The following is a 23218-nucleotide window of genomic DNA, read 5'->3' as shown; positions in this document are numbered from 1 at the left end:
ATAAACACTAGGGGGTCTAGCAAGTCAAGGTAAGCAACTAAATAGTAAAACATGCTTAATATTAACTGAATCTGCTGAGTTGTTAAGCTAGACGAATCAGAGTGCAAACAGGTAGTATGTGGGTCTAGACTGCAAAAATGGCGCTTTTTGTAGAGAAAGCTGAGCAGATAAAGCTTGTAAATCTTCTTGTTATTACTCTAAGGCAAAAATCCTAAAGATTTGAGTAAATTTCATACAGCAAAAAGCGATAGGATACTAGGCAGGAAGTTATCAGCAGTGGCAAATTTAAGTCACTTATGAACTTCCGGTGTATTCAAAAGCCAGTGTATCCTAAATGTCGGCTTCTGTTATAACCGTAGAAACTCAAGAAGATCTTTCTCATAAGTTAATAATTCAGCGCCCCTCTCATGGACTATCCCTACAGGGTTCTATCCGAATACCTGGGGACAAATCTATCTCCCACCGGGCGCTGATGTTGGGCGCTCTAGCCCAAGGTGAAACTCAAATCCAAGGTCTTCTCTTGGGAGAAGACCCCCGTAGTACTGCTAGCTGTTTCCAAGCTATGGGTGCGGAAATTTCGGAACTCAATACGGAATTAGTACGGGTTAAAGGGATTGGTCTGGGGAATTTGCAAGAACCCTTTGATGTGTTAAATGCTGGCAACTCTGGTACAACACTGCGACTGATGTTAGGAATTTTGGCATCTCATCCGGGGCGTTTTTTTACTGTAACGGGTGATGGTTCATTGCGATCGCGCCCCATGTCTCGCGTAGTTAAACCTTTGCAACAAATGGGGGCCCAAATTTGGGGACGCAAAGGCAACTCTTTAGCACCACTGGCAATTCAAGGACAAGCCCTCAAACCCACTCATTACTATTCCCCTATCGCCTCAGCTCAAGTTAAATCTTGCATCTTGCTTGCGGGTTTAATGACTGAGGGACAAACTACTGTTACAGAACCCGCGCTTTCCCGCGACCACAGCGAACGAATGCTACGGGCATTTGGGGCAGAACTTAGCATCGAGCCAGAAACTAACAGCGTTACTATTACCGGCCCTGCTCAACTGCATGGACAATCAGTAATTGTACCAGGTGATATTAGTTCAGCTGCCTTTTGGTTAGTAGCTGGGGCAATTGTACCCGATTCCGAACTGGTAATTGAAAATGTGGGCGTTAATCCCAGTCGCACGGGGATCTTGGAAGCTTTAGCTCTCATGGGAGCAGATATTCAGCTGGAAAATCAGCGAGAAGTTGCTGGTGAACCAGTAGCCGATTTACGCGTGCGTTCTAGTCGTTTGCAAAGTTGCACTATTGCTGGAGATATCATACCTAGATTAATTGATGAAATTCCAATTTTGGCAGTGGCGGCTGTATTTGCCGAAGGAACAACAATTATTCGGGATGCAGCTGAGTTGCGGGTTAAAGAAAGCGATCGCATTACTGTAATGACTCAACAACTCAATAAAATGGGAGCAAAAGTAACCGAATTATCTGATGGTATGGAAATTACTGGCGGTACACCCTTAGTGGGTACTGACGTAGATAGCCATACAGATCATCGCATTGCCATGAGTTTAGCGATCGCTGCTTTAGTTGCCACTGGAATTACTACTATTCACCGTGCAGAAGCAGCTGCTATTTCCTACCCTAATTTCACCACGACACTGCAACAAGTTTGTAGTTAAATATCGTTTTCAATTACAAGATTCCTTTACAAGATTCCTGACTTCTTTAATAAGTCGGAAATCTGAAAAAAACTCCCAACACATAGTGCTGGGAGTTACTTTCTTAAGTTAACCTAGACAAAGTTTTGCATTGCTCTATCTATTAATTACATTTTCGATTCGCTAACAACGCCCAACTTTTGTTGAATTCGGGTTTTAGCAGCTTTGAATTCAGTAGCTAATTGCTCACTTTGGTCTGAGCTTAAGTTGTTGCGAATAGCAGCAAACATTGTGCTTTCTTCTTGACGCATGTGGTCGCCAACAGCTTCCATCAATTGTCTAACTTTGTCTTTGAATTGAGATGAAGAAGGGCTGAGAGCCTTAATTTCTTCTAACACCCGTTTCATTTCAGCTTGTTCATCAAACAACTCTTGGGTGTTTTCTTGACCATAGAAAGGACGTACTCTTGGATAGACAACTTCCTCTTCAGCTTCAGCGTGGGCAGTTAAATCCTTGAAAATTTGACCGAAATACTCTTGGATCTTTTGTGGATCGTTGCTTTGCAGCAGTTCGGTGAACAGGGTATTTACCTTCCCATGATCCAGGCGGATAACGTCCTGGATATTCATATCTTTTTTGTCACTGCTTTGGGTAACAGCACTACCTACCACACCGCTGAATGCTGCCATTGCATCTTGAACGCGTGCCCAAATTCCTTGATCTGCATCTTGTCCAGTTAGTTCGCGGACACCCAAAATTTCTAAAACACCTTTAAGTTGTTCTTGGTGAGCGCGGTTCTCAAAGTTAATGGTATTCAAAGGCCCGATCGCTAGCATCACGTCAGCACCAACTTTTTGTGCTGCTTTGTGAACTATCAATCCGGTCATTACTTGTTGATGCTTCAGCAATTCATGCTGAGCTACTTTTTCGTATAAGCTTAGCTCAGAACCTTTCATCAATTTTTGAACAGTTTCAATTAATTGTTGAACGGTTTGCTTTGGTTCAGCTTGAATGCCATATTGACCGATTATAGTTTCCAGAACACCAAGATTTTTTTCATCATCTTTGAGAAAATCCCGAAAACGGTCAGCAATTTCTGTATCAAGACCTGCTCCCAAAACTAGCTTCTCATTTTCGATGATTAACTGCTGCATTGCTTTCATACTTGCCAATTTAATGGCAATAGCATTACGTTTGGTATCATCTAATGTAGCTACCATCTGTTGTTCTCCTCGGCCTAGTGTTCGTATTTATTACTAATATAAGGTTGGCACATAGATTAGCTAGATTCCATCTTTCTTTTGAGCGATTAAGTTTCGCAACTCTAGATAGAAAATCAAAGATTATTCTCATCTTTTATCTACTTCTACTTTTAGATATACAACTATAAAATCCGTACTCCATCCTCAGATAGATAAATTTTTAATATTAGTTTTATAGATTGACTCAGGGATGTTAAATAGGAGATTAATTCATAATGCCAGAAAGTTCTGGACTAGGAGAACAAGCCCTGAATAAAGCGGCAGAAATCGGTTTGTCTAGCCAGTTAGATGAAGTAGAAAATTTGGATGTAAATGTCAAAACCGACCCGCTCAAACTGGTTCAGGGACAGGTAGATGCAGTCACCATTGAAGGCGAAGGTTTAGTAATGCAAAAAGACCTCCGCGTCGAAGAAATGGAAATGCAAATGGATAGCGTTGCCATTAATCCTTTGAGTGTTGCTTTTGGTAAAATTGAACTGACTAAACCTACTGAAGCCAGCACAAGGGTTGTACTAATCGAAACTGATATCAATCGCGCTTTCAACTCTGACTACGTACGTTTACAACTGCAAAGTCAGAAAATAAACGTCAACGGGCAACCAGTAGCTATTGAACTTCAACACGTGGATTTTCGTTTACCTGGAGAGGGCAAAGTAGCACTTAATGCCAGTATCTTAATCAAAGAAACTGGCGAAACCCAGCAAGTTGACTTTTCAGCGATACCTCGTGTTAGCCCTAACGGACAAACAGTTTCTCTGGAAAATGTCGAGTATGGCGAAGGTGAGGAAATATCTCCAGATCTGACAAAAGCTTTGATAGATCAAACCAGCGAAATTTTGAATTTAAGTAACTTCGATTTAGAAGGAATGACCCTACGAGTTAAGCAACTAGAAGTAGAAACAGGCAAATTAACGCTGCAAGCTGAAGCTCACGTTGAACAAATACCTACCGCTTAAATTTAGGATACTAAGCTAATGGAAACTACAGAAACAAGTTCTACACCTTTCCCAAATATTCCACCTGTTATTGAAAGTAATGACAGTGAGTATCTTGATAGCGGCGTACCCAGTACAGTTGCGATCGCTGGACATCCTCTACACCCCTTAAGTGTGATCTTTCCTATAGCTTTTCTCGCCGCCGCCTTGGGAAGCGACTTTGGCTATTGGTTAACTCGTGATTTCTTTTGGGCTAGGGCTTCATTATGGTTAATCGGACTCGGCTTAGCAGGAGGCGTCTTAGCCGCTGCGATCGGCTTGAGCGACTTTTTACAAATTGAACGAGTCCGCAAGCGTAGCGCCGGCTGGGCGCATCTGATTCTTAACGTTTCTCTTTTAGTCTTGACACTTGTTAACTTCCTTCTGCGTTTGGGTGATCCTGAGTCACGCATACTACCTTGGGGATTGTTAATCTCGCTCGTTGTCGGGACGCTAACTAGCCTTTCCGGCTGGTTCGGCGCCGAACTCTCCTATCGACACAAAATTGGTGTGGTTGGTGCTGGCAGCAGAAGATATCCATAACGTGAGAAGTCGCGGTGTTCAAATCCCCGACTTCTTTGAGAAGTCGGGGATCTTGGGAATTATTGAGCCGGTGGTGCAAAGGCTAAAATTTTCCTTGTCCTCTAGTCTTGAAAAAATGCACCGCAATCTTAACCAATCACTATTTATAATTCTTTCTCTGCTCATCGTTGTCGTGATGGGCTTTTTCTTTAAGTATTACACTGGGCCTGCCTATCAGTGGTTTAATAACTACGGTGCAGCAGTTTTTTACGAAATCTTTTGGTGCTTGTTCGCGTTTTGGTTTGCTAGAAGTCGGGCAGCGGTAATCCAAATCCCTTTATGGGTTTTTGTCATCACCTGTATATTAGAATTCTTGCAACTTTGGCATCCGCCACTGTTAGAAGAGATTCGCGCTACCTTAATAGGTAAATTGTTACTTGGTACTACCTTTGCTTGGTGGGATTTTCCTCATTATGCATTGGGTTGTGTTTTAGGTTGGTTGTGGCTGCGGCAATTACGAGGAATCGGTTATGCAAAAAAAAGTCAAGGTTAAACCTAATTCAAAGCAACAGAAAATCGAAGAACAACCTGATGGCAGTCTGATTGTGTATTTAAAATCGCCTCCAGTAGATGGCAAGGCTAATGAAGAGTTAATTAAACTACTAGCCGAAAAATTTGATGTGTCCAAATCTTATATCCAAATTAAGATTGGTTTATCTTCTCGGCAAAAACTAATTGAAATTAATACTGAAACTTAGTATTAATTACTTTATTGTTACTTTGCTGTTTAGTTATGAATACTTTCACTCAATGTATTCCCTGGTAGAGCCAGGGAACAAAAGCTAAAAACTCACAAAGCAGAATTTTTACTCTTGTGTAATACTGATATATCTCGGCTGAGCTTTGACTCGCTCTATCCAACCTTGGATAGCAGGAAATTGTGTCAAATCAAACCCACCTTCATCAGCTACATGAGTGTAAGCAAACAAGGCAATATCAGCAATAGTGTAACGCTCTCCCACAAAAAAAATGTGAGAGGTTAAATGGTTTTCCATCAAGCTAAGTGCTGCATAACCCGGTTTACGTTTTTGCTCTATGGCTTCACGATATTCTTCAGCTTTACCCAAAATTGAAATCCAAAATCTTGAAGTAGCAATAAAAGGTTCATGGCTAGATTGTTCAAAAAATAACCATTGCAACACTTGCGATCGCGAAAAGCGGTCATATGGTAAAAATTCTGTGCATTCACTTAGATACACCAATATGGCATTTGATTCAGCCAAGTATTTCCCTGGCTCAATTTCCAAAGTTGGTATCTTACCGTTAGGATTTTTACTTAAAAATTCTGGTGTTCTAGTCTCGCCTTTCAAGATGTTAACTTCTACCCTATCAAAGGGCATACCCAGTTGTGTCAATAAAAGACGTATCTTATAACCATTCCCAGAAGGTAAAAAATCGTACAAACGTAGCGTTTCCATGCCAAAAGTATGTGAGGAATATGTTGAGAATTAAGGGTTCAAAATACAATATCTTACCAAATGATTTTCAAAAAACCGGATATTTTCTTATATTTTAGTTTCTAAGTGCAACACATAATTATTTGCAAAAATAAAAAAAAGTATTATTTATTTTCGGTAATTAGATGTTTAATTCTAGTCAGTGGTTGAGAATAAAAGTATGTGTGGAAGATTTACTTTAAACCAGCCAGCAACGGCTTTAGCCCATATTTTTCATGTTCAGCAAGCTATGGATTTAGCAGCCGGATATAACATTGCACCTACGCAAATGGTGGCAACAGTGTTACATAAACTGGATAGCGACAAACGAGAATTTCAGCAGTTACGTTGGGGATTAATTCCCTCATGGGCGAAAGATTCAGGAATAGGAGCGAAACTGATCAATGCTAGGGCTGAAACTGTTGCTGAAAAACCGTCTTTTCGGTCAGCTTTTAAGCACCGACGCTGTTTAGTGCTAGCTGATGGCTTTTATGAATGGCAAAAGCAACAAGGTAAAAAGCAGCCGTTTTATTTTCGTCTTCAAGATGAGCAACCTTTTGCCTTCGCGGGGTTGTGGGAGACTTGGCGATGCCTACGGCAACCCCCAGGGGGAACGCCTTCCAATGAAGAAATAACCTCTTGTACAATTTTGACAACGGCAGCTAATGAACTAATGCAACCCATCCACGATCGCATGCCAGTGATTTTAGAGCCACAAGATTACGATTTATGGCTAGATCCCCAAGTGCAAACGCCCCAACCACTACAGCAGCTATTGCATCCCTATCCAGCGCCAGCAATGACTGCTTATCCAGTTAGCACCCTAGTGAACAACGCTCGGCATAACAGTCCAGAATGCATCATGCCCATTAGTGAGGGCTAGGGACTAGGGACTAGGGACTGGGGACTGGGGACTGGGGACTGGGGACTGGGGACTAGGGACTGTATACTATGGACTAGAGAAGAGTTTTTTCAATATCCAATATCCCATCCCCAATCTTCAAATAGCTACACAAACACAGAGGCACATATGCCAAGAACGCAAAAAAACGATAATTTTGTTGACAAATCCTTTACAGTGATGGCGGATATCATCCTGAAGATCCTGCCAGCAAACAAAAAAGCCAAAGAAGCATTTGTTTATTACCGAGATGGCATGTCAGCCCAGGCAGAAGGGGAATATGCTGAAGCATTGGAATACTATGAAGAAGCTCTAACACTAGAGGAAGATACCAGCGATCGCGGTTATATTCTCTACAATATGGGGCTGATCTATGCCAGCAATGGCGACCACAACAAGGCTTTAGAGTTGTATCATCAAGCAATCGAGTTAAATCCACGCTTACCCCAAGCCTTAAATAACATCGCTGTGATTTACCACTACCAAGGTGAAAAGGCTAAAGAAGCTGGAGATAACGAAGGAGGCGAAGCTTTATTTGACCAAGCAGCAGACTATTGGATTAGAGCTATTCGCATGGCTCCCAACAACTACATTGAAGCCCAAAACTGGTTGAAAACCACTGGGCGATCGCAAATTGACGTATTCTTTTAGTCAAGAGTCAAGAGTCATTAACTACCGACTATTGACTTTTGACTTTTGACCTTTGACCTTTGATTTTTGACTAAACATGATTGACCGTGAACAAGTTCGCAAAGTTGCTAATCTCGCTCGTTTAGAATTGACCCCGGAAGAAGAGGAGCAATTCACTTCTCAGTTAGGAAATATTCTAGATTATGTCCAACAGATGAATGAACTTGATGTTAGTAATGTTACTCCGACAACAAGGGCTATTGATGTCAGTAACGTTACTAGAGACGATGAATTACAACCATATCCCGATAGAGAAGCCATTCTTAACAGTGCGCCTGAACAGGAAGGCGAATTTTTTAAAGTACCAAAAATTCTCAACGCTGAGTAGTTAATAGTCCAAAGTTTAAATATTGACCATTGACTCTTGACAAAGGAGATAATTATGGGTTTAGGAATTCTTAAAGATGGTCAGTGGATATCTAAACGGGAGCAAGAAGACTCGAAAGGTAGATTTGTTCGACCATCAACAACTTTTCGCAATCAAATCACATCTGATGGTTCTAGTGGTTTTAAAGCTGAACCAGGGCGCTATCATTTGTATATTTCCTGGGCTTGTCCTTGGGCATGTCGCACTGCAATCATGCGCCAGTTGAAAGGGCTGGAAGACGTCATTGGTTTATCGGTAGTCGCTGCGGAAATTGATCAAAATAGCTGGGAATTTACCGATGAACCAGGGAGTATTCCTGATACGGTCAATGATACTCAGTATTTATGGCAACTTTATTTAAAGGCTGATTCTAACTATAGTGGACGAGTGACAGTTCCAGTTTTGTGGGATACCCAAAAACGAACAATAGTTAATAACGAATCCCGCGAAATTATTCGGATGCTCGATACAGAATTCAATGCTTTAGCTAAACAAAATATTAGCTTTTATCCAGAACATTTACAAAAAAAAATTGATGAAACGATTGATGCAATTTATCAACCAATAAATAATGGTGTGTATCGTGCGGGCTTTGCTACTACTCAGTCAGCTTATGATGAAGCAGTAACAGAATTATTTGCGGCTCTCGACCATTGGGAAAAAGTATTAGGAAATCAACGCTATCTTTGCGGAAATCAAATTACAGAAGCGGACTGGTGTATGTTTACTACCTTGTTCCGCTTCGATGTAGTTTATTATGTGCATTTCAAATGCAACTTACGCCGGATTGTAGATTATCCCAATCTGTGGAATTATCTCAAAGAACTCTACCAACTGCCGGGAGTTAAAGAAACTTGCAACCTTGACCACATCAAACGGCATTATTACAGAAGCCATCCCCAAGTTAATCCAACTCGGATTGTGCCAAAAGGGCCGCTGATTGATTTTGACGCACCACATAATCGTGAACAAATTGGCGCATAAGCATAATTTGTACTGCACCTAATTAGTTTTAAATTCACTCGCAGATTTTTACAGTTTTAACGTGAGTTCAACGAGTCATTTAGTCATTATTAAATGCGACAGATCGGGATAATCTTCCTTGGTTTATGACTCACGGCTTACAACCTATTGGTCACGCTTAGCTTCACTCTCATCTTTATACTTTGAGCTGTGTTTTGTAGGTTGTGCGATCGCATGACCTTGACATTCGGGTTATGAAATGGGTTGCACATTCAGTTCTAATTGCCACACCGCAACTGGTTTTTCCCAAGCTTCTTCCCATTTTTGGGCAATCAGTGGTTTAGCTGTTTGACCCATTTGCCATCCCTTGGCAATCGCGCCCAGAAGTGGAGATAGAACTTCAGGCTGGAACAGCGTGATGCTAATCAAAGCATTGGCGATCAGCATACTTGCAAGCGGTAGCTGAAATTGTGCCAGGTAGAATGCTTGCAAACCAATTTCACCGATTTCACTGGTGTCAAATCCGGTAATAATGTGCCAAATATCGTGGGTTTGTTGCCAGCGATTTTCAACGTAGCTGGTATCCGAGTCAATTTCGACTTCAGCCGCCAATGTCTGAAAACCTGACTGTTTCATGCTGCTGGCATAGGTATAGCCCAACGAGTCCTTGGGATACTGCAACAGAGCTTCCAAATCATGCGGGGGAGCCATATAGCGTTCTGCAATTATTTCAGCGACTTCTGGCTTTAGCTTCATTGCCTCAACGGCAACCTCAAAAGCATGAGTGTCAACCAAACCAGTGCTCAACTTTTCAACTGCACCTAGATTTCCGCTATCGTCGATGAGCAGTGTCAAGAATGCTTTTGTCGCTTTTAACATCCGAAAGAAGTTTTTGGCGCTCGTCCACATCTGTCCGCTATTACCTTTAACTGGTTGCAAATACTCGGAATTCATCGACTGCATACAATTACCTCCGCTAGGTAGAATTGAAGTAAGATATGAACAATGTTCATATCTCTATAATATGAACATTGTTCATTTTTTGCAAGGATGATTTTTGGCGATGGCAAATGATCTTCAAAAGCCAGCAAAAATGCGGCGGCAACCAAAGCAGGTACGCAGCCAGGAGCGCGTCCAATCCATCCTTGGTGTTGCTGAGCAGCTATTTATCGAAAGTGGCTACGATCAGACCACAACACGAGCGATCGCAACTCGTGCGGAAGTACCTATTGGCTCGCTCTACCAGTTTTTTCCTGACAAAGAAGCGATTCTAAAAGCTTTGGCAAATCATTACTTTGAGCAGGAATATCACCTGTTTGTGAAACTTCACACCGAACTAGCAGAGGCTCCAATCGCGGTCTATGTTGATCGCATGGTTGATGCTTTTGACCAGTTTGCAACCGATCATCCCGGTTATCGTGCCGTACTAGAACAATTGATCGATCTGATGGTAGTAGCAGATATCAATACCCTCGATACTTACGACCCACAGATTATCAAAGAACTTGCTCATTTTCTAGAACAGCGAAACTCATCTTTAGATAGCGCAAAGTGTGAATTAATTGCTACAACCATTGTAAAAGCTGTCAACGAGTTGCTGTGGCTCTCTTTTACCCGTGATCAAATCTTCCGCGAACAACTTCTAGCTGAAACGAAAACATTGATTACAGCATATTTGCAAACCTACCAAATTTAGGCGCCAATTATACCATATTGAAAAAAAAATGCGACAGATAAACCACCGTAGAGACGTTGCATTGCAACGTCTCTACCAAAGGGTTTGTTGCAATCATTAATTGAATTGGAATTATTTTCTTAATAAAGGTGGCAAATCTAAAAAATAGACTAAAGTTAGCAAGCTTTTCGGAGCATAAATGCTTAATAATTAACTTTACTCAATAAATCAGTATTAATTGTCGTAAATATTGAGTTATGTCTAGAATTAAGGATTAAATTATCATATTTCTCCAAAAAATTTGAATACTTAAATAATTCATAAGTAAGTTTAAGATTAACAGTAAATTGAATAACATAGAGAAAATATACGGTTGAAGGTATTAAATGGAGCCATTACAGAAGCAGATTATGACGTTGAGCCATAAACTGGATGCCCTCTACCAAGTGATTGAGCAACTTGAAACAAAAGTTTCTCAAGCTTTATCAGAGTGCTCCTTAGCAAAAACACAGGAAAGGGATAATTATCAGGAAAATAGTGAGGCTGGACGTTACCCTCTAAAGGGAAATATCAGTTCTAAATCAGACCTAGAACACAAGGATGTATTGACAGATGGTATTTATCTAGACTTGAATCGTCAAGCTGGAGATAAAAGCTTAACACCAGAAATTCAAATACAAAGACTGACAGCACAATTAACAGCAGCATACAATCGCATTGCAGCCCTAGAAGAACAATTACTTAGAGAAAGAATTCACTAATTAGTCAATAGTCAATATTTCAAAGATTTACCGGAAGCTTTTTTAGTCCGGTAGTTTTGTTATTGGCTATTGACTAAGCATAAACGCTCAAATTGGTTTTCAATGGCAGCCAAAAGTTGATTTTGCTGCCAATCGTAGCTGAGATGGGCAGCTATGCAAGCGGCTCCAGCGCCCATACCTTCTTTCACAAAACCCTGCTCATAAGCTTGGAATTGAGAATAACGAGAATCAGCAAAACTCAGTTGAGTTGCTAATAGGGGAGGAGTTCCTCCACTTTGAGTGAGGCTACTTTTAGCTAAGCTGAGGGCTAAATCAACCGTACTACCAGTCAGGTCTTCTGCTACCCAGCGGGTTGTACCTACGATTACTTCTGTTGGTTGCCATGATAAAGAGTAAGCTTGAGCGATCGCACTCATCAAAGCATAAACCGCCAGCATTTGCGTCCCGCCAGCCAGCAAAACGCCACAACTGCGACTAGCAGCGATCGCCATCCCCGCTACCACCACTTGCATCGGATCGCCTACTGCGGCGACCAGTTCTAAAGGATCAATTGAGAAAGACGAAGGAGATAAGGGGGATAAAGAAGATATTACTTTTGCTTCCCCGAAGTTTGCTTGGAGGGAAACCCTCCTGGCAACTTCTCTTGCTGCTCCCCCTGCTTTCCCTGCTTCCCCTCTCCCCCTTATCCTCTCCAACCCCGCTTGTACTAGCGCCCACTTTTGCGCGTGATTACAAACAGGGTGGCTACTATTGACTTTTCCCGCTGCCTCTATGCCCAAGCCAGTTAAAATTGCTAGAGCGGTTGTAGTGCCTCCAACGACGCACTCACCTAAAATCAAATATCCCTGTTGAATATTGCCAGCAAGACGTTCTCCCCACAGTAATCCTTGCTCTAACAAATGGCGTACCGTTGTTAATTCCATAGCAACGCCTTTACTTAAACACCTAGCAGGAGTGCCACCCAAATCAATTGCTGGCACAGCAGGAGGTTGGGGTAAACCAGCATTAAATAAATAAACTGGTATCTTGAATGCCTCAACAACAGCGCGAGAAATCAGCACAGGCGAAGCCCCCGCCGCCAGAGGTGGAAGGGGATATTGAGGCTTTCGTTCCGAACCGTAATACAAAAACTCGGCATCAGCACAAGCAGTATATTTGCGATCTTCGGGCGTTCGACCAGCTGCCGAAATTCCTGGAATCAAACCAGTTTCAGTAAAACCTAAAACGCAGGTAAATACAGGTACACAACCGCGATGCCGTTGCAGCCATTCTTCACCTTGTTCTATTTGGGTATAAATACGAATCATAAGTTAAGGGTCAAGGGTCAAAGTTAACTACTCTAGCCCTTTTAAGGCGTAATATATTTTTCTTGGTGTCTTTGCGCCTTAGTGGTTCAAAAGTAAATTTTTCACTACCAAGGCACTAAGACCCAAAGATGAACAGCCATCTTGACTTTGGACTAACCTTCATAATCCATGAGGACTTGTACCCAATTTGGCGGGCGCGGAATGGGATTTCCCAGACGATCAAAAAGTAGCCATGCTGCCAGATGTACCACAAACAGGTAGACAAAGTTGTTGAGTATGATTACAGCGATCGCTCCTACTTGAATTAAAAATACACTGGGACTTGCTAGTAAACCCAGCTTTAAAAATATCCACTCGATGAATTCTGTTACTTGGGTAATCAAATAAATCCACAAGTCTTCACCCGACAATACAGACAGTAACCACAGCCGGAAAAAGACTCCCAAAGTACCCAGCAGCGTACCCAAAATGATGGAAACAATCCAGGGAACACGGCGACGATACCACGTTGCTCCCAAAAGCACGCCCATAAACCCATAAGGCATAATAAATAACAAACTCCGAAATGGCCCCATAAGTACTGCTAGCAGCAGCCCAGAGGTGAGTGCTGCCATCCATGCCGCTCGTTTACCCCAACGCAGATAAACTAGAGCGATCGGTACTGGAAAAAAGATCCGCAACAATGGGCCCAACGGAAAATAGAAATTAATAAACCAAATCAAGCTAGCAGTACTAGCTAAAAATGCTGTTTCCACCATCCTCAAGGGCGCATCAGATTTTAATTGGGGATGCATCAACTGCGCTTGTGTATCTGACCATTGATTTAGGGAAGCTTGAGATTCAGGTGATAGATCTTCCTCCGGCTCATCTGGCAAAGAATCTAAAATGCTCATATTATGACAAGTTGTTAAACGATCATTCTTTCCAAGGCTGACAAATCGGGAATACAAATAGTGTCCTGATCCCGTTTAATCAACCCTTTTTTTTCCAGTCTTGTCAATACTCGTGTCACTGTTTCCCGCGCCAATCCACTCAAACTACTTAATTCCCGGTGAGGTAAATTAGGAATTTCGGTGCCTGTATCCCCTTTTTTTCCTTGACCTTCTGCCAAAAATAGTAATGTATCTGCCACCCGCGACTGGCTATCAGATTCTCGTAACCGCAAGCGGCGATTTACTTGCCGCAAACGTCGTGCCATCAGTTGCGATAATCGGACTCCCGCCAAGGGTTCTATTTGAAGTAACTTGACAAAATCTTGAGCAGGCATACTACCAATCACCGTAGGAGTAAGAGTAATTACATCGGTAGATCGAGGTACTTCATCTAACGCCGCCATTTCACCAAATAATTCCCCCTTACCGAGAATATTCAGCGTTACCTCTTTGCCTTCCATGTTGTATGTGCGAATTTTGACCCATCCATCCCCAATAAAATACACAGAACCACCCCAGTCATTTTCCAGCAGAATTACTTGATTAGCTGGGTGAGTACGGGTAACAAGATGGGTCAGGGCTGGTTCCACAACAGCTTCGGGCAACCCTTGGAAAAAGGGAGCCGACGTGATCATCCAAGGATTAGCGGGTGCCTGCAAGCTATATCGGTCTTCCATTACAACATCTTTATTTAAGCGGCTATATACATAAAAAACAAGAGCACCATCTTCAGCCTAAGCTATCAAAGCACAGCCTCTTTCAAAAATAAAACTAAACTATGCTACACAAGAAAGCGACAAGAACGTTTTTCTAAATAACCTTTTATGGGTTTACAAAGAAGTCAAAGTTTTGCAAAAAGTAGTTTATGAGCCGCTGAAGTATTTCTAAGGGGGTAGCTGCACTGCAAATTTGGTTATTTAAAATATAGACAGACAAAATCAATGATACTCAAGCTAGTAAATTTTTGCTCACGTATTTTAGCGGTTATCAGTAATAGAGAACTAAGTAAAATAAACCATTTTGCTATCTAATTACCGAAACAGTGCTGTTAGCGTAGCGGGGCGTTTAGCCCGTATTGTTAGCGCAGCCTGTGCTAAGTAAGGAGCGAAGCCACTAAAGTTCTAAGCACTATGTGCCTCTCGGCAATAGTAATGCAGACCATCAGACTTCTCTTCGCCCATGCAGTTGACTTCTCAGTACTGATGAGATACTCAGCATTACTTGGTTTATAGGTATACTATTTAGCTTAGTAACCATCAAAGTAGTATTTACTGAGGTTGTCGATTTGGTATTGAGATTCCAGTGTTCATCAATAAAGGCAGTTTGCTTGATTGTTGCATTTTTTTCTATGTTTTATGCTATTAAGTCCGTGTGGTTGTAACATTGGCTATTTAGTAAAAGAACACAGTGCCGTGTAAACTATCGCGCTAGCGGAACCGCGGAATATTGTGTGTATTCTCATACAATTAGCTGTCAAGCTAATCTTCTAAACCAGATGTTGATTAACGATTACTACGACTCCCATGAATCGTTAACATAATGGCAGTCAGAAGTCTAAGCAGCGGTGAAACAGCTCTGTACCCCTAGGTCAAAGCAAGCTAAGCGCAGCTTCGGCCATAAAAGAAGCGCTTTTACCACTCAAAACTTCTCCTATCGGAGACGCTACGCGAACGGTAATTGTAAAGTAATTCCCACACTGGTTGACGTACAGTTCTAGCTAAGGTGATTTAAAGTGACTTTCCGCGCAGATGAAACTCAACAACTGATCGCAGACATTGACAACTTACTTGCCAGCGGTGGTAAGCGCCTATCTAGGTTGCTGTCTGGTCAGGCGCAAGAGCCTAAAGAAGTTTTACAACGAATTCGCGAATTCCTAGTTAAGCTACAAGAAAGTGAGGCATTAGAAAGCGCCACTCCAAATCAGTCCTCTGGACAGCTAGTATCGCCTTTGTTAGCGAGATTTATCGACCAAGGTAACAACCAGTCTTCACTGTTAGATGAACCTGATCAACAGCAGAACAGTCTTGGAGCAGAACAATTAAAAAGTGAATTTTCAGGATTAATACAGCCCTTGCGAACAGAATTAGAAGGATTGTTGCAAGAGCGAGCAACTCTTGTCCAAGAAATTAGACAGTTAGAGCAGAGGCGATCGCAAAACTACTCTTTAGCACAGCAGTTGGCAAAACAGGAGCAGATGATTACCGAGTTTTTACAGGTACTCATGACTCGTCTTGTGCCAATAACACCACATTTAGCACAAAATTTAATAAATTCTCCCAGTTCCTCAAAAGCAAGTAATAGCGCGAACGTAGAACTAACAACCTCCGCGACACAACCTTTGTTAGAGTCACCAGATCGCATCGAACGGTTAACACAGTTGTCCAGAGAGCTAGATCAACGCTTACTATCACTAGATGGGACTGTAAATGTTGTTTTTGAGGCACTACAGCGCAACATTAATACATATCACGAATCTTTATCGCAAGCACTAGCAAGAATGCATAGCAAAGGAGTGCAAGGCGAACAATTGATGGCGAACTTTCTCAACAATTTAACCCAGTATTTGCAGCAACAATCCTCTATCCAACCATCTTTCCCCAGTTTAGAAGCTGAAATACCAATTCCATCACCATCATTAATTAATTCAGTAGCAATACCAACTACTAGCAGTACTGAGGTTGTACCCCAAGCTTCAGAGTTTGCTCAACTAGAAATATCTCCTCTCGTAATTAATTCCGATCAACAGGATACTGCCAATATAGAGGATCTAGATGCTGTACTACTGCAACTTGGTGTAGACTCGTCTGGATCTGATCCAAACTCAACTGAATTACAGCAAGATAATTTTGAGTTAGGTGATGAAGTAGACCAACTTTATGCCAGTTTATTTGGTACTGGCGATGTTGCAGGCTCGCCATCGGCGTTGAATATCGCTGAAAGCTCACCTCAACCTCCAACTAATCAATTGCAACAAGCGGATTCTGCGGTTGTAATGCCAGATCCTTGGTCTGATCTGCCAGAGGCGGGTTTTTTAGAGCTAAACAACCCTAAACCAGAAGAAACTCAAGAGGAACCAGTACAAGCCACAACATCATCACAGCCACAAGAGTCATTGTTTGAAGAGGATACTGTCTTAGCTACACCTGTTGGTTTCTTTACCTTGCCACAAGAAGAGGTTTTGCCAATAGACAGTTTACCTGTGCAACTCCGTGTTCAGCCATCTATTACTGATACAATTACAACTCTGACTGATTTATTGGCGGATGCAGGCAGTGAGCAACAACAGCCGGAAGTATCATCTTCTGTGAATAATTCAGTAATTACAGAATCAACGGGAATTGCGATGCCAATCGCCACATCGGAAGTCGTACACGATGACACTCAAGAACACTTTTTAGATTATTACATTCCCGCTTCGCCACACGAAAATTTGCTTTCTTCTAAGGAAACTCAGACTCCTTCTTTACCCAATATTTCCTTGAATGAACAGCAGTTGGAGCAATTAGATCAAGATTTGGCTAACTTTGATCGGCAACTAAATTCTGAATCACAACCTGCCACTACCTTAGATAGTTCTCAGGAAGTAGTTGGTAAGCAAGATACGCACCGCTCAACTTCTCCTCAAGCTGCATCTCAATCCAGGCAATTATTGCCAGAAATACAACCACCAGAAAATTCTGTAACTCCTGCTGTGTCTTACGTGGCAGAGCCTCAAACAAAAGCTAACTTAGACATTAGCTCAAAAACTGAAAAAAAAAAGCAAGTCACAAATCCTGTCCAGGAAAGTTCTTCAAGTTCAATTTCCAACTCAATAAATAATACAGAAATTTCACTCAATGTTCTAGAATCAGTTTGGTATTTAGGAATTGATTTGGGTACAACTGGAATTTCAGCAGCACTGTTAAATAGTTCCACTTTTGTTGTGTATCCTATCTACTGGTCAGCAGAAAAACAACCAGGAACAACTTCCTTCCAGCAGTCGTTTCGCTTACCAGCAGAGGTTTATCTGCCTGCGGCTTCTGTACCTCATGGAGATAATGAAAGCATTGAAGCACAGGAACAGACTGCACCCGCGGCTGTTGCTCAGGAGAAAGTCCCTGACTCAACTACTATTTCAGCACCAGATCCAACCAATAATCTTTACTCAGCACAGTTGAAACCCTATTTGCAAGTAGCCATTCCCTACAAGAGTGAACAGCAAAAATGGGAACCTGTGTTGCAACTAAATGAATTTTCTGCTGGCCCTTTAATTTGGGTTGTCAGATCGCTCTCGAAGCTGCTATTAACTCTCAGATCTGATCGCACTAGTACCACCCCTGGTTTAGTTGCGGCTGCTGTTGGTATCAACGAACAAACTTTCCCGAAGATTATTAATAACATTGCTGGTGTGATCTGCACCTGTCCATCTAACTGGTCGGAACAATATCGCTTCAATGTGCGAGAAGCTGTATTAACTAGCAAACTCATTCAACATCCCCAACAAGTCTTTTTTGTTGAGGAAGCGATCGCTAGTCTACTACCGCAACTAGATAGCGCTAAGGGTGAACAAGTACAATTAAGTGAGCGTCAGGGTTTACGTCTGGCAAGAACCAGTGAACAGCCTCTTGTCGGTAACACCCTCGTGATTAATATTGGGGCAACTGCAACAGAAATGTTACTGGTAGATTTACCAGAAAAACTGGTGCAATTGACACATAATGATTTTATGCTCCACAGTTTTGCCTATGCTGGTAAAGGAATTGAGCAAGACATTATCTGCCAACTGTTATTACCACCAAAATCTCGGCAATCACGCATAGAAACACAAGGTGATAGCAAAACTATTAGCAGTAACCCTTGGCAGTGGCAACCAGCTATTCCTGGTTTAGACCAAATGCGCTGGCATAGTTTGGGGTTGGAAGAATTAGAATTACCTAGAGTTGGGGAACCAGATATCACTGCTCGCATTCGTCTCCAGCAGCGTCTAGAGAGTTCGCTTTTAGGACAAGCGGTATTGGATGCAGCGCTTGCTCTGAAGCTAATTTTGCAACATCAAGATTCTTTTACCCTGGAATTAGCCGATCAGCGGTGGATTTTGCAGCGACGAGACTTAGAAAGCCAGGTGTTTATCCCGTTTGTCCGCCGCTTGAACCGAGAATTTAATAAATTATTGGTAGCTCGTGGTATACCTACAGAAGCAATTAATCAAGCTATCCTGACTGGTGGCGTAACTTCTGTAGTAACGGTGAACCGTTGGCTACGGCAAAAACTCCCCAACGCTAAGATTATTCAAGATTTATATCTTGGCGAAAATGGCGCTCCCAGTTGTAGCCAGGTTGCTTATGGTTTGGCGATGCTACCTCTGCATCCCCAGGTTTTAGAAATACCCAGGCAACAGTATACTGATTATTTCCTGTTTACAGAATTGCTGCGGCTTCTACCAGACAGACCTCTATCTTTCGGTGAAATTATCCAGTTATTCGAGAGCCGTGGCATTAATACCCGTACTTGTCAGCAACGTCTATTGGCTTTCTTGGAGGGTGAACTACCTCCAGGTTTGATACCTTCGGTGATCGACTCAACCTGGCTTACCCACAGTTCTCAGGGAAATTCTGACTACAAGGCGATCGCCAATGCACCACTTTTTGATAAACAAGGAAGTCTCACCTATCGTCCGAATTCGCAACAACTACTTTGTTTGCGTCACTATCTAGATATGATCAAAGCTAGTAATCAACAGTCATTGGAGGAACCTTATACGGTGAATTTCGTTTTAGAGGTTGATCATTAAGAATAATGTCTCAGGACAGCTTAATCTTCAAGAAATATGCATACCACAACGCGCAGTCTTGCCAGTAAAACTAATGTTTACTTTAAGTTTGCGCGTTATATTAACATTTGTTGTTTTTATTTTAAGAAATAAAACCAGAAATTTAAAATCCCCACTTTAATTGTAAGATTCTGTAAACTTTAGGGTTTCAATTTTTAGCTGGTTTAAATATTGTCTATATTAACACTCAGTAGAAACTCAGTAGAAACGACAAAACAAGTAAAAACCGAATAAAGATTATGTCTATGTCTACTTTTACTACTGACACAAAAAGCCCTGTTGTGGATCAGTTAGCACTTGTGAATCATCTTCATTCAGTTAATCTCTTACAACAGCCTTTACACCCCTCAACCGTCAGCACTACAAAACGATTAATTGATATTCTGGGAGCCATTGTCGGGCTGAGTATCACAGTTATAGTAGCAATTCCTGTAGCGATCGCTACACTTTTTAAAGATCCAGGCCCAATATTTTATTCTCAAATTCGCTGCGGTCTGCATGGAAGATCCTTCCGCATGTGGAAATTCCGTTCCATGATCGTCGGTGCTGATAAACTCAAGCATTTAGTCAAAAACCAAGCCAAAGGTCACATCTTTAAATCTGTTGACGATCCTCGTATTACTCCTGTAGGCAAATTTTTACGCCGCACTAGCTTGGACGAATTACCCCAATTTTGGAATGTTTTGGTGGGAGACATGAGTTTAGTTGGTACTCGACCACCCACTCCTGATGAAGTTATGCATTATGAACCGCACCATTGGGAAAGATTGCGAGTCAAACCAGGCATAACCGGAGAATGGCAAGCTCATGGTCGTTCCAGCATCAAAGACTTTGAAACCATTGTCAGCATGGATATAGCTTATCAGCGCAAGTGGTCTGTAGCTTACGATCTGAGTCTGATTCTTAAAACTATCTGGGTAGTCTTAAAAAAGAATGGTGCTTATTAATTAAGCTTATCTCCCGTTATACCTAAATGGTTAGCGGGAGCTTCTAATTTCCTGTTTTGATTGTCTTGGTTACGCTTGATTTTGTCTACTATTCTCCTAATGCGGCTTGAAAAACTTGTTCAGCAGTCAAACCTATCCTTAGTATTATGAGGTATCGAAATCCGCTCCCTTGATACGCACTAAAATACTTAGCAGATAGTTTTTAGAGCAGAAAGGAAATTTAGCCTTTGACCCCGCTACCAGTTTCAGTGGGTACGATGTAACGCTGCAAAAACAAAAATAGTAACAATACTGGGGCGATCGAAATTATTGAGCCAGCGGCTACCAATCGCCAGTCAAGAGAAAACGTACCTGCCAGCTTTGCTACTCCTAAAGGTAGAGTGTATAAATTTTCATCTTGAATAACGATTAAAGGCCACAAAAAATCACTCCAAGCGCCAATAAATACAAAAATAGCTAGGGTAACTAGTGCTGGGCGAATTGCTGGTAACATCACATGCCACCACAAGCCTAACTCAGAACTGCCATCCATACGGGCAGCTTCTTCTATTTCTTTAGGAACACTCATAAAAGCTTGCCGCAATAGAAAAATGCCAAAGGCAGAAGCTAAGCTAGGAAAAATCATCCCCAAATAAGTATTTCTCAAACCCAACTGCACCGTCAAAATGTAGAGGGGAATCATCACAATCTGGAAAGGAATCATAATCGTAGAAACGATCGCAATAAAAATCCAGTCTCGCCCTACAAACGATAGTCTTGCTAACGGGTACGCAGCTAAAGCGCAAAATAGTAAATTCAAACCAACAGTCAGCATGGATACTATGGTACTGTTATACAAGTATTGTCCAAAAGGCAGAGAGTTCCACACTCCAGAGAAGTTATCAAGCGTGGGTTGACTTGGTAGCAACTGCGGTGGAGACTGCAATATATTTTCCGTTGGCGATTTTAAGGCTGTGCTGATTAGCCACAGTAATGGAAACAGCGTTACTAGTGCGATCGCTCCCAGTAGTGCGTACATTCCAAAAATTTGCAGTCGTGAATTTTGGATCTTAGAATTAACCATCTGACTAAATTTGCGGATTTTACTTCTTATGTCTATTGGATGTCTTCTTATGTCTATTGGATGTATTGTGCAATTAATTAAAAGATGAGGTATGTTTGGTGTGCGATGAGATTGAAAATTAAGCTCATCCAACTCCTAAAAGGGAATGAGATTTCACGTTGACTATTGACTGTTAACCGTCAACTGTCAACTGTCAACGGCGTCGGGGCGTCTTTCATCCCATCTCTAGAAGAAATGGGTTTTCCCGACACCTTTTTATAACTGTTATGCAAGACCAATAGCTTTTAAGAGTTAACCCAGCCAGTTTCAGTAAAAACATTTTTTAACGGTTTATCCCAAGGTTCGATAGGTAATTGAGGTAAATAGGCAAAATCAAATACAATTCCTATGGTTGGCTTTGTTAACCACTCCGATAAACTGAGTAAGCGATCATAATATCCTCCTCCATAGCCCAGGCGATATCCTTGATAGTCGCAAGCAACACAGGGAACAAGAATCAAATCCACATCAACAGGCTCGATTTTTGGAGCGTTGGGATGGGGTTCGTTAATTCCATAAGCACCAGTTTGCACAGAATCTTCAGATGTCCAAATATGCCAATGAAGGGACTTACCAACACAGCGAGGAAAACCCCAACGGTAGTTCGTATCTGCAAATAATGGGCTAAGGTCAGGTTCTTGACGAAAGCTGAAATAAACAAGTATTGTTTTTGCTTGAGTGAATAAAACAGAAGTTTGCAGATTAGAGCAGATGCGATCGCTTTTTTCTCTCCACTCTCGGACGGGCATTGATTGACGTGTTTGGAGCAGATTACGGCGTAATTCCGCTTTACTGAATTGACGATCAATGTTGTCCATAAAAATTTACGTTGTCAAAGCAAATAAGGTGGGCATCGCCCACCTTACACCACCCTACAATAATGATTTGTTATGCAGCGTGTTGACGATACCATTCAATCGTATTCTTTAAGCCTTGCTGGAAACTCACCTGTGCAGTGAAGTTAAAGGCTTGCTTTGCCCGTTCAGTATCTAAACAACGACGGGGTTGACCATTAGGCTTGTCAGTTTGCCAAACAATTTCGCCATCAAACTCCATCAGTTCGCAGATGAGTGTAATTAAATCGCGGATGGAGATTTCATAACCCGTGCCCAAGTTAACTGGTTCCAAGTCGTTGTAAAATTGAGTACCCATGACAATTCCTCGTGCTGCGTCCTCTGAGTATAAAAACTCACGAGTAGGACTGCCATCACCCCAAACTGGGAGCTGCTTTTCTCCTTTAATTTGGGCTTCGTGAACTTTACGAATCAACGCTGGAATGACGTGGGAACTTCCGGTATCAAAGTTATCTTCTGGGCCGTATAAATTCACTGGCAACAGATAAATGCCATTAAAACCGTACTGCTGGCGGTAAGATTGCAATTGGACTAAAAGCGCTTTCTTAGCAATTCCATAAGGAGCGTTGGTTTCCTCCGGGTAGCCATTCCACAGGTCATCTTCTTTGAATGGCACAGGGGTGAATTTGGGATAAGCGCAGATTGTGCCAACACAGACAAATTTTTCTACTCCAGCTTGATAGGCAGCATGAATTAGCTGGGTTCCCATGATCAAGTTATCGTAGAATAACTCTGCGGGTTTTTCACGGTTAAGACCAATACCGCCGACGTGAGCAGCTAGATGAATAATTATGTCTTGCTGGTCAACTGCACGTTGGCAATTTTCCCACACACGTATATCACACTGGCGCGATCGCGGTATTGTAATCTTGTCATGGTCGGCCCCTGCCTTACACAGCTGATCTATCACCTGACGACCTAAAAACCCCGCTCCACCGGTCACGAGAATCCGTTTACTTTGTAGTTCTAAGGCAGTCATATTGTTATCCTCAG

General features: G+C 42.0%; 22 protein-coding genes. 13 read left to right on the top strand and 9 right to left on the bottom strand.

Annotated elements, in window-relative coordinates; genetic code table 11:
* Positions 1 to 334: 334 nt before the first annotated feature.
* Positions 335 to 1684 carry a 3-phosphoshikimate 1-carboxyvinyltransferase gene (aroA, locus tag FNW02_RS10680; RefSeq protein ID WP_191757523.1) on the top strand — a complete coding sequence of 450 codons (1350 nt, stop codon included), beginning with the start codon at positions 335 to 337 and terminating at the stop codon, positions 1682 to 1684.
* Positions 1685 to 1830: 146 nt separating this feature from the next.
* On the opposite strand, the gene FNW02_RS10675 is transcribed toward aroA, so the two are convergent.
* Complete coding sequence (locus tag FNW02_RS10675; RefSeq protein ID WP_191757522.1) at positions 1831 to 2883, bottom strand: hemerythrin domain-containing protein; 1053 nt, start codon at positions 2881 to 2883, stop codon at positions 1831 to 1833.
* Between the two features lie 257 nt (positions 2884 to 3140).
* Between FNW02_RS10675 and FNW02_RS10670 the strand changes: the two genes are divergently transcribed.
* From FNW02_RS10670 to FNW02_RS10655, 4 genes are all read left to right on the top strand, one after another.
* Positions 3141 to 3881 carry an LmeA family phospholipid-binding protein gene (locus FNW02_RS10670; protein ID WP_191757521.1) on the top strand — a complete coding sequence of 247 codons (741 nt, stop codon included), beginning with the start codon at positions 3141 to 3143 and terminating at the stop codon, positions 3879 to 3881.
* An 18-nt stretch (positions 3882 to 3899) separates the two neighbouring features.
* The gene (locus FNW02_RS10665) at positions 3900 to 4442 is read left to right on the top strand and encodes a DUF2231 domain-containing protein (RefSeq protein WP_191757520.1); all 543 of its coding nucleotides are present in this window, start codon (positions 3900 to 3902) and stop codon (positions 4440 to 4442) included.
* A gap of 115 nt (positions 4443 to 4557) precedes the next feature.
* Complete coding sequence (locus FNW02_RS10660) at positions 4558 to 4974, top strand: ribosomal maturation YjgA family protein (protein WP_191757626.1); 417 nt, start codon at positions 4558 to 4560, stop codon at positions 4972 to 4974.
* Entirely contained in the window at positions 4952 to 5179 is a 228-nt protein-coding gene (locus FNW02_RS10655) for a DUF167 domain-containing protein (protein ID WP_191757519.1), read from the top strand. Before FNW02_RS10660 ends, FNW02_RS10655 begins: the two co-directional genes overlap by 23 nt.
* Before the next feature lie 108 nt (positions 5180 to 5287).
* Here the strand turns inward: FNW02_RS10655 and FNW02_RS10650 are convergent, their stop codons facing one another.
* Positions 5288 to 5899 carry a glutathione S-transferase family protein gene (locus tag FNW02_RS10650; protein WP_191757518.1) on the bottom strand — a complete coding sequence of 204 codons (612 nt, stop codon included), beginning with the start codon at positions 5897 to 5899 and terminating at the stop codon, positions 5288 to 5290.
* A 199-nt stretch (positions 5900 to 6098) separates the two neighbouring features.
* Between FNW02_RS10650 and FNW02_RS10645 the strand changes: the two genes are divergently transcribed.
* From FNW02_RS10645 to FNW02_RS10630, 4 genes are all read left to right on the top strand, one after another.
* Entirely contained in the window at positions 6099 to 6800 is a 702-nt protein-coding gene (locus tag FNW02_RS10645) for an SOS response-associated peptidase (RefSeq protein WP_191757517.1), read from the top strand.
* Between the two features lie 147 nt (positions 6801 to 6947).
* Positions 6948 to 7469 (top strand): photosystem I assembly protein Ycf3, encoded by a 522-nt coding sequence (locus FNW02_RS10640; protein ID WP_191757516.1) that lies wholly within the window; start codon positions 6948 to 6950, stop codon positions 7467 to 7469.
* A gap of 76 nt (positions 7470 to 7545) precedes the next feature.
* Positions 7546 to 7836, top strand: coding sequence for an Asp-tRNA(Asn)/Glu-tRNA(Gln) amidotransferase subunit GatC (gene gatC, locus FNW02_RS10635; RefSeq protein ID WP_191757515.1), 291 nt, complete (start codon positions 7546 to 7548; stop codon positions 7834 to 7836).
* Positions 7837 to 7890: 54 nt separating this feature from the next.
* Positions 7891 to 8859 (top strand): glutathione S-transferase family protein, encoded by a 969-nt coding sequence (locus FNW02_RS10630; RefSeq protein WP_191757514.1) that lies wholly within the window; start codon positions 7891 to 7893, stop codon positions 8857 to 8859.
* A gap of 231 nt (positions 8860 to 9090) precedes the next feature.
* Here the strand turns inward: FNW02_RS10630 and FNW02_RS10625 are convergent, their stop codons facing one another.
* On the bottom strand, positions 9091 to 9801 hold the full coding sequence (locus FNW02_RS10625) for a Coq4 family protein (protein ID WP_191757513.1): 711 nt from the start codon (positions 9799 to 9801) through the stop codon (positions 9091 to 9093).
* 100 nt (positions 9802 to 9901) lie between these two features.
* Here FNW02_RS10625 and FNW02_RS10620 point away from each other — a divergent pair, with 100 nt between their 5' ends.
* Positions 9902 to 10534: a TetR/AcrR family transcriptional regulator gene (locus FNW02_RS10620; RefSeq protein WP_191757512.1), complete on the top strand. Its 633-nt coding sequence runs from the start codon at positions 9902 to 9904 to the stop codon at positions 10532 to 10534.
* 365 nt (positions 10535 to 10899) lie between these two features.
* Positions 10900 to 11274, top strand: a complete 375-nt coding sequence (locus tag FNW02_RS10615; protein WP_191757511.1) for a hypothetical protein — start codon at positions 10900 to 10902, stop codon at positions 11272 to 11274.
* A gap of 59 nt (positions 11275 to 11333) precedes the next feature.
* Here the strand turns inward: FNW02_RS10615 and FNW02_RS10610 are convergent, their stop codons facing one another.
* The 3 genes from FNW02_RS10610 to FNW02_RS10600 all read right to left on the bottom strand — a co-directional run bounded on the left by FNW02_RS10610 (position 11334) and on the right by FNW02_RS10600 (position 14190).
* The gene (locus FNW02_RS10610) at positions 11334 to 12581 is read right to left on the bottom strand and encodes a nicotinate-nucleotide--dimethylbenzimidazole phosphoribosyltransferase (RefSeq protein ID WP_191757510.1); all 1248 of its coding nucleotides are present in this window, start codon (positions 12579 to 12581) and stop codon (positions 11334 to 11336) included.
* Between the two features lie 152 nt (positions 12582 to 12733).
* Complete coding sequence (locus tag FNW02_RS10605) at positions 12734 to 13474, bottom strand: DUF2232 domain-containing protein (protein ID WP_191757509.1); 741 nt, start codon at positions 13472 to 13474, stop codon at positions 12734 to 12736.
* Between the two features lie 14 nt (positions 13475 to 13488).
* Positions 13489 to 14190, bottom strand: a complete 702-nt coding sequence (locus tag FNW02_RS10600; protein ID WP_191757508.1) for a Crp/Fnr family transcriptional regulator — start codon at positions 14188 to 14190, stop codon at positions 13489 to 13491.
* Positions 14191 to 15245: 1055 nt separating this feature from the next.
* Between FNW02_RS10600 and FNW02_RS10595 the strand changes: the two genes are divergently transcribed.
* Complete coding sequence (locus FNW02_RS10595) at positions 15246 to 19283, top strand: hypothetical protein (RefSeq protein WP_191757507.1); 4038 nt, start codon at positions 15246 to 15248, stop codon at positions 19281 to 19283.
* Between the two features lie 278 nt (positions 19284 to 19561).
* Positions 19562 to 20269, top strand: a complete 708-nt coding sequence (locus FNW02_RS10590) for a sugar transferase (RefSeq protein ID WP_191757506.1) — start codon at positions 19562 to 19564, stop codon at positions 20267 to 20269.
* 220 nt (positions 20270 to 20489) lie between these two features.
* Here FNW02_RS10590 and FNW02_RS10585 read toward each other — a convergent pair whose 3' ends face one another.
* The 3 genes from FNW02_RS10585 to FNW02_RS10575 all read right to left on the bottom strand — a co-directional run bounded on the left by FNW02_RS10585 (position 20490) and on the right by FNW02_RS10575 (position 23204).
* Positions 20490 to 21332 (bottom strand): carbohydrate ABC transporter permease, encoded by an 843-nt coding sequence (locus FNW02_RS10585; RefSeq protein ID WP_191757505.1) that lies wholly within the window; start codon positions 21330 to 21332, stop codon positions 20490 to 20492.
* A 284-nt stretch (positions 21333 to 21616) separates the two neighbouring features.
* The gene (locus FNW02_RS10580) at positions 21617 to 22189 is read right to left on the bottom strand and encodes a 5-formyltetrahydrofolate cyclo-ligase (protein WP_191757504.1); all 573 of its coding nucleotides are present in this window, start codon (positions 22187 to 22189) and stop codon (positions 21617 to 21619) included.
* A gap of 70 nt (positions 22190 to 22259) precedes the next feature.
* On the bottom strand, positions 22260 to 23204 hold the full coding sequence (locus FNW02_RS10575) for a GDP-L-fucose synthase family protein (protein ID WP_191757503.1): 945 nt from the start codon (positions 23202 to 23204) through the stop codon (positions 22260 to 22262).
* Positions 23205 to 23218: the final 14 nt, after the last annotated feature.

Origin of the sequence: Komarekiella delphini-convector SJRDD-AB1, assembly GCF_014831675.1 — a bacterium.
Taxonomy (GTDB): Bacteria; Cyanobacteriota; Cyanobacteriia; order Cyanobacteriales; family Nostocaceae; genus Komarekiella.
This window is presented reverse-complemented; position numbering and strand designations above follow the sequence as displayed.

Excerpts from the sequence above, each read along its gene's own strand:
- FNW02_RS10590 (WP_191757506.1), top strand. The coding sequence starts at position 19,562 with ATGTCTATGTCTACTTTTACTACTGACACAAAAAGCCCTGTTGTGGAT.
- FNW02_RS10660 (WP_191757626.1), top strand. The coding sequence starts at position 4,558 with ATGCACCGCAATCTTAACCAATCACTATTTATAATTCTTTCTCTGCTC.
- FNW02_RS10655 (WP_191757519.1), top strand. The coding sequence starts at position 4,952 with ATGCAAAAAAAAGTCAAGGTTAAACCTAATTCAAAGCAACAGAAAATC.
- FNW02_RS10580 (WP_191757504.1), bottom strand. The coding sequence starts at position 22,189 with ATGGACAACATTGATCGTCAATTCAGTAAAGCGGAATTACGCCGTAAT.
- FNW02_RS10620 (WP_191757512.1), top strand. The coding sequence starts at position 9,902 with ATGGCAAATGATCTTCAAAAGCCAGCAAAAATGCGGCGGCAACCAAAG.
- FNW02_RS10615 (WP_191757511.1), top strand. The coding sequence starts at position 10,900 with ATGGAGCCATTACAGAAGCAGATTATGACGTTGAGCCATAAACTGGAT.
- FNW02_RS10640 (WP_191757516.1), top strand. The coding sequence starts at position 6,948 with ATGCCAAGAACGCAAAAAAACGATAATTTTGTTGACAAATCCTTTACA.
- FNW02_RS10675 (WP_191757522.1), bottom strand. The coding sequence starts at position 2,883 with ATGGTAGCTACATTAGATGATACCAAACGTAATGCTATTGCCATTAAA.
- FNW02_RS10665 (WP_191757520.1), top strand. The coding sequence starts at position 3,900 with ATGGAAACTACAGAAACAAGTTCTACACCTTTCCCAAATATTCCACCT.
- FNW02_RS10585 (WP_191757505.1), bottom strand. The coding sequence starts at position 21,332 with ATGGTTAATTCTAAGATCCAAAATTCACGACTGCAAATTTTTGGAATG.
- gatC (WP_191757515.1), top strand. The coding sequence starts at position 7,546 with ATGATTGACCGTGAACAAGTTCGCAAAGTTGCTAATCTCGCTCGTTTA.
- FNW02_RS10630 (WP_191757514.1), top strand. The coding sequence starts at position 7,891 with ATGGGTTTAGGAATTCTTAAAGATGGTCAGTGGATATCTAAACGGGAG.
- FNW02_RS10600 (WP_191757508.1), bottom strand. The coding sequence starts at position 14,190 with ATGGAAGACCGATATAGCTTGCAGGCACCCGCTAATCCTTGGATGATC.
- FNW02_RS10575 (WP_191757503.1), bottom strand. The coding sequence starts at position 23,204 with ATGACTGCCTTAGAACTACAAAGTAAACGGATTCTCGTGACCGGTGGA.
- FNW02_RS10605 (WP_191757509.1), bottom strand. The coding sequence starts at position 13,474 with ATGAGCATTTTAGATTCTTTGCCAGATGAGCCGGAGGAAGATCTATCA.
- FNW02_RS10650 (WP_191757518.1), bottom strand. The coding sequence starts at position 5,899 with ATGGAAACGCTACGTTTGTACGATTTTTTACCTTCTGGGAATGGTTAT.
- FNW02_RS10625 (WP_191757513.1), bottom strand. The coding sequence starts at position 9,801 with ATGCAGTCGATGAATTCCGAGTATTTGCAACCAGTTAAAGGTAATAGC.
- FNW02_RS10670 (WP_191757521.1), top strand. The coding sequence starts at position 3,141 with ATGCCAGAAAGTTCTGGACTAGGAGAACAAGCCCTGAATAAAGCGGCA.
- FNW02_RS10645 (WP_191757517.1), top strand. The coding sequence starts at position 6,099 with ATGTGTGGAAGATTTACTTTAAACCAGCCAGCAACGGCTTTAGCCCAT.
- FNW02_RS10610 (WP_191757510.1), bottom strand. The coding sequence starts at position 12,581 with ATGATTCGTATTTATACCCAAATAGAACAAGGTGAAGAATGGCTGCAA.
- aroA (WP_191757523.1), top strand. The coding sequence starts at position 335 with ATGTCGGCTTCTGTTATAACCGTAGAAACTCAAGAAGATCTTTCTCAT.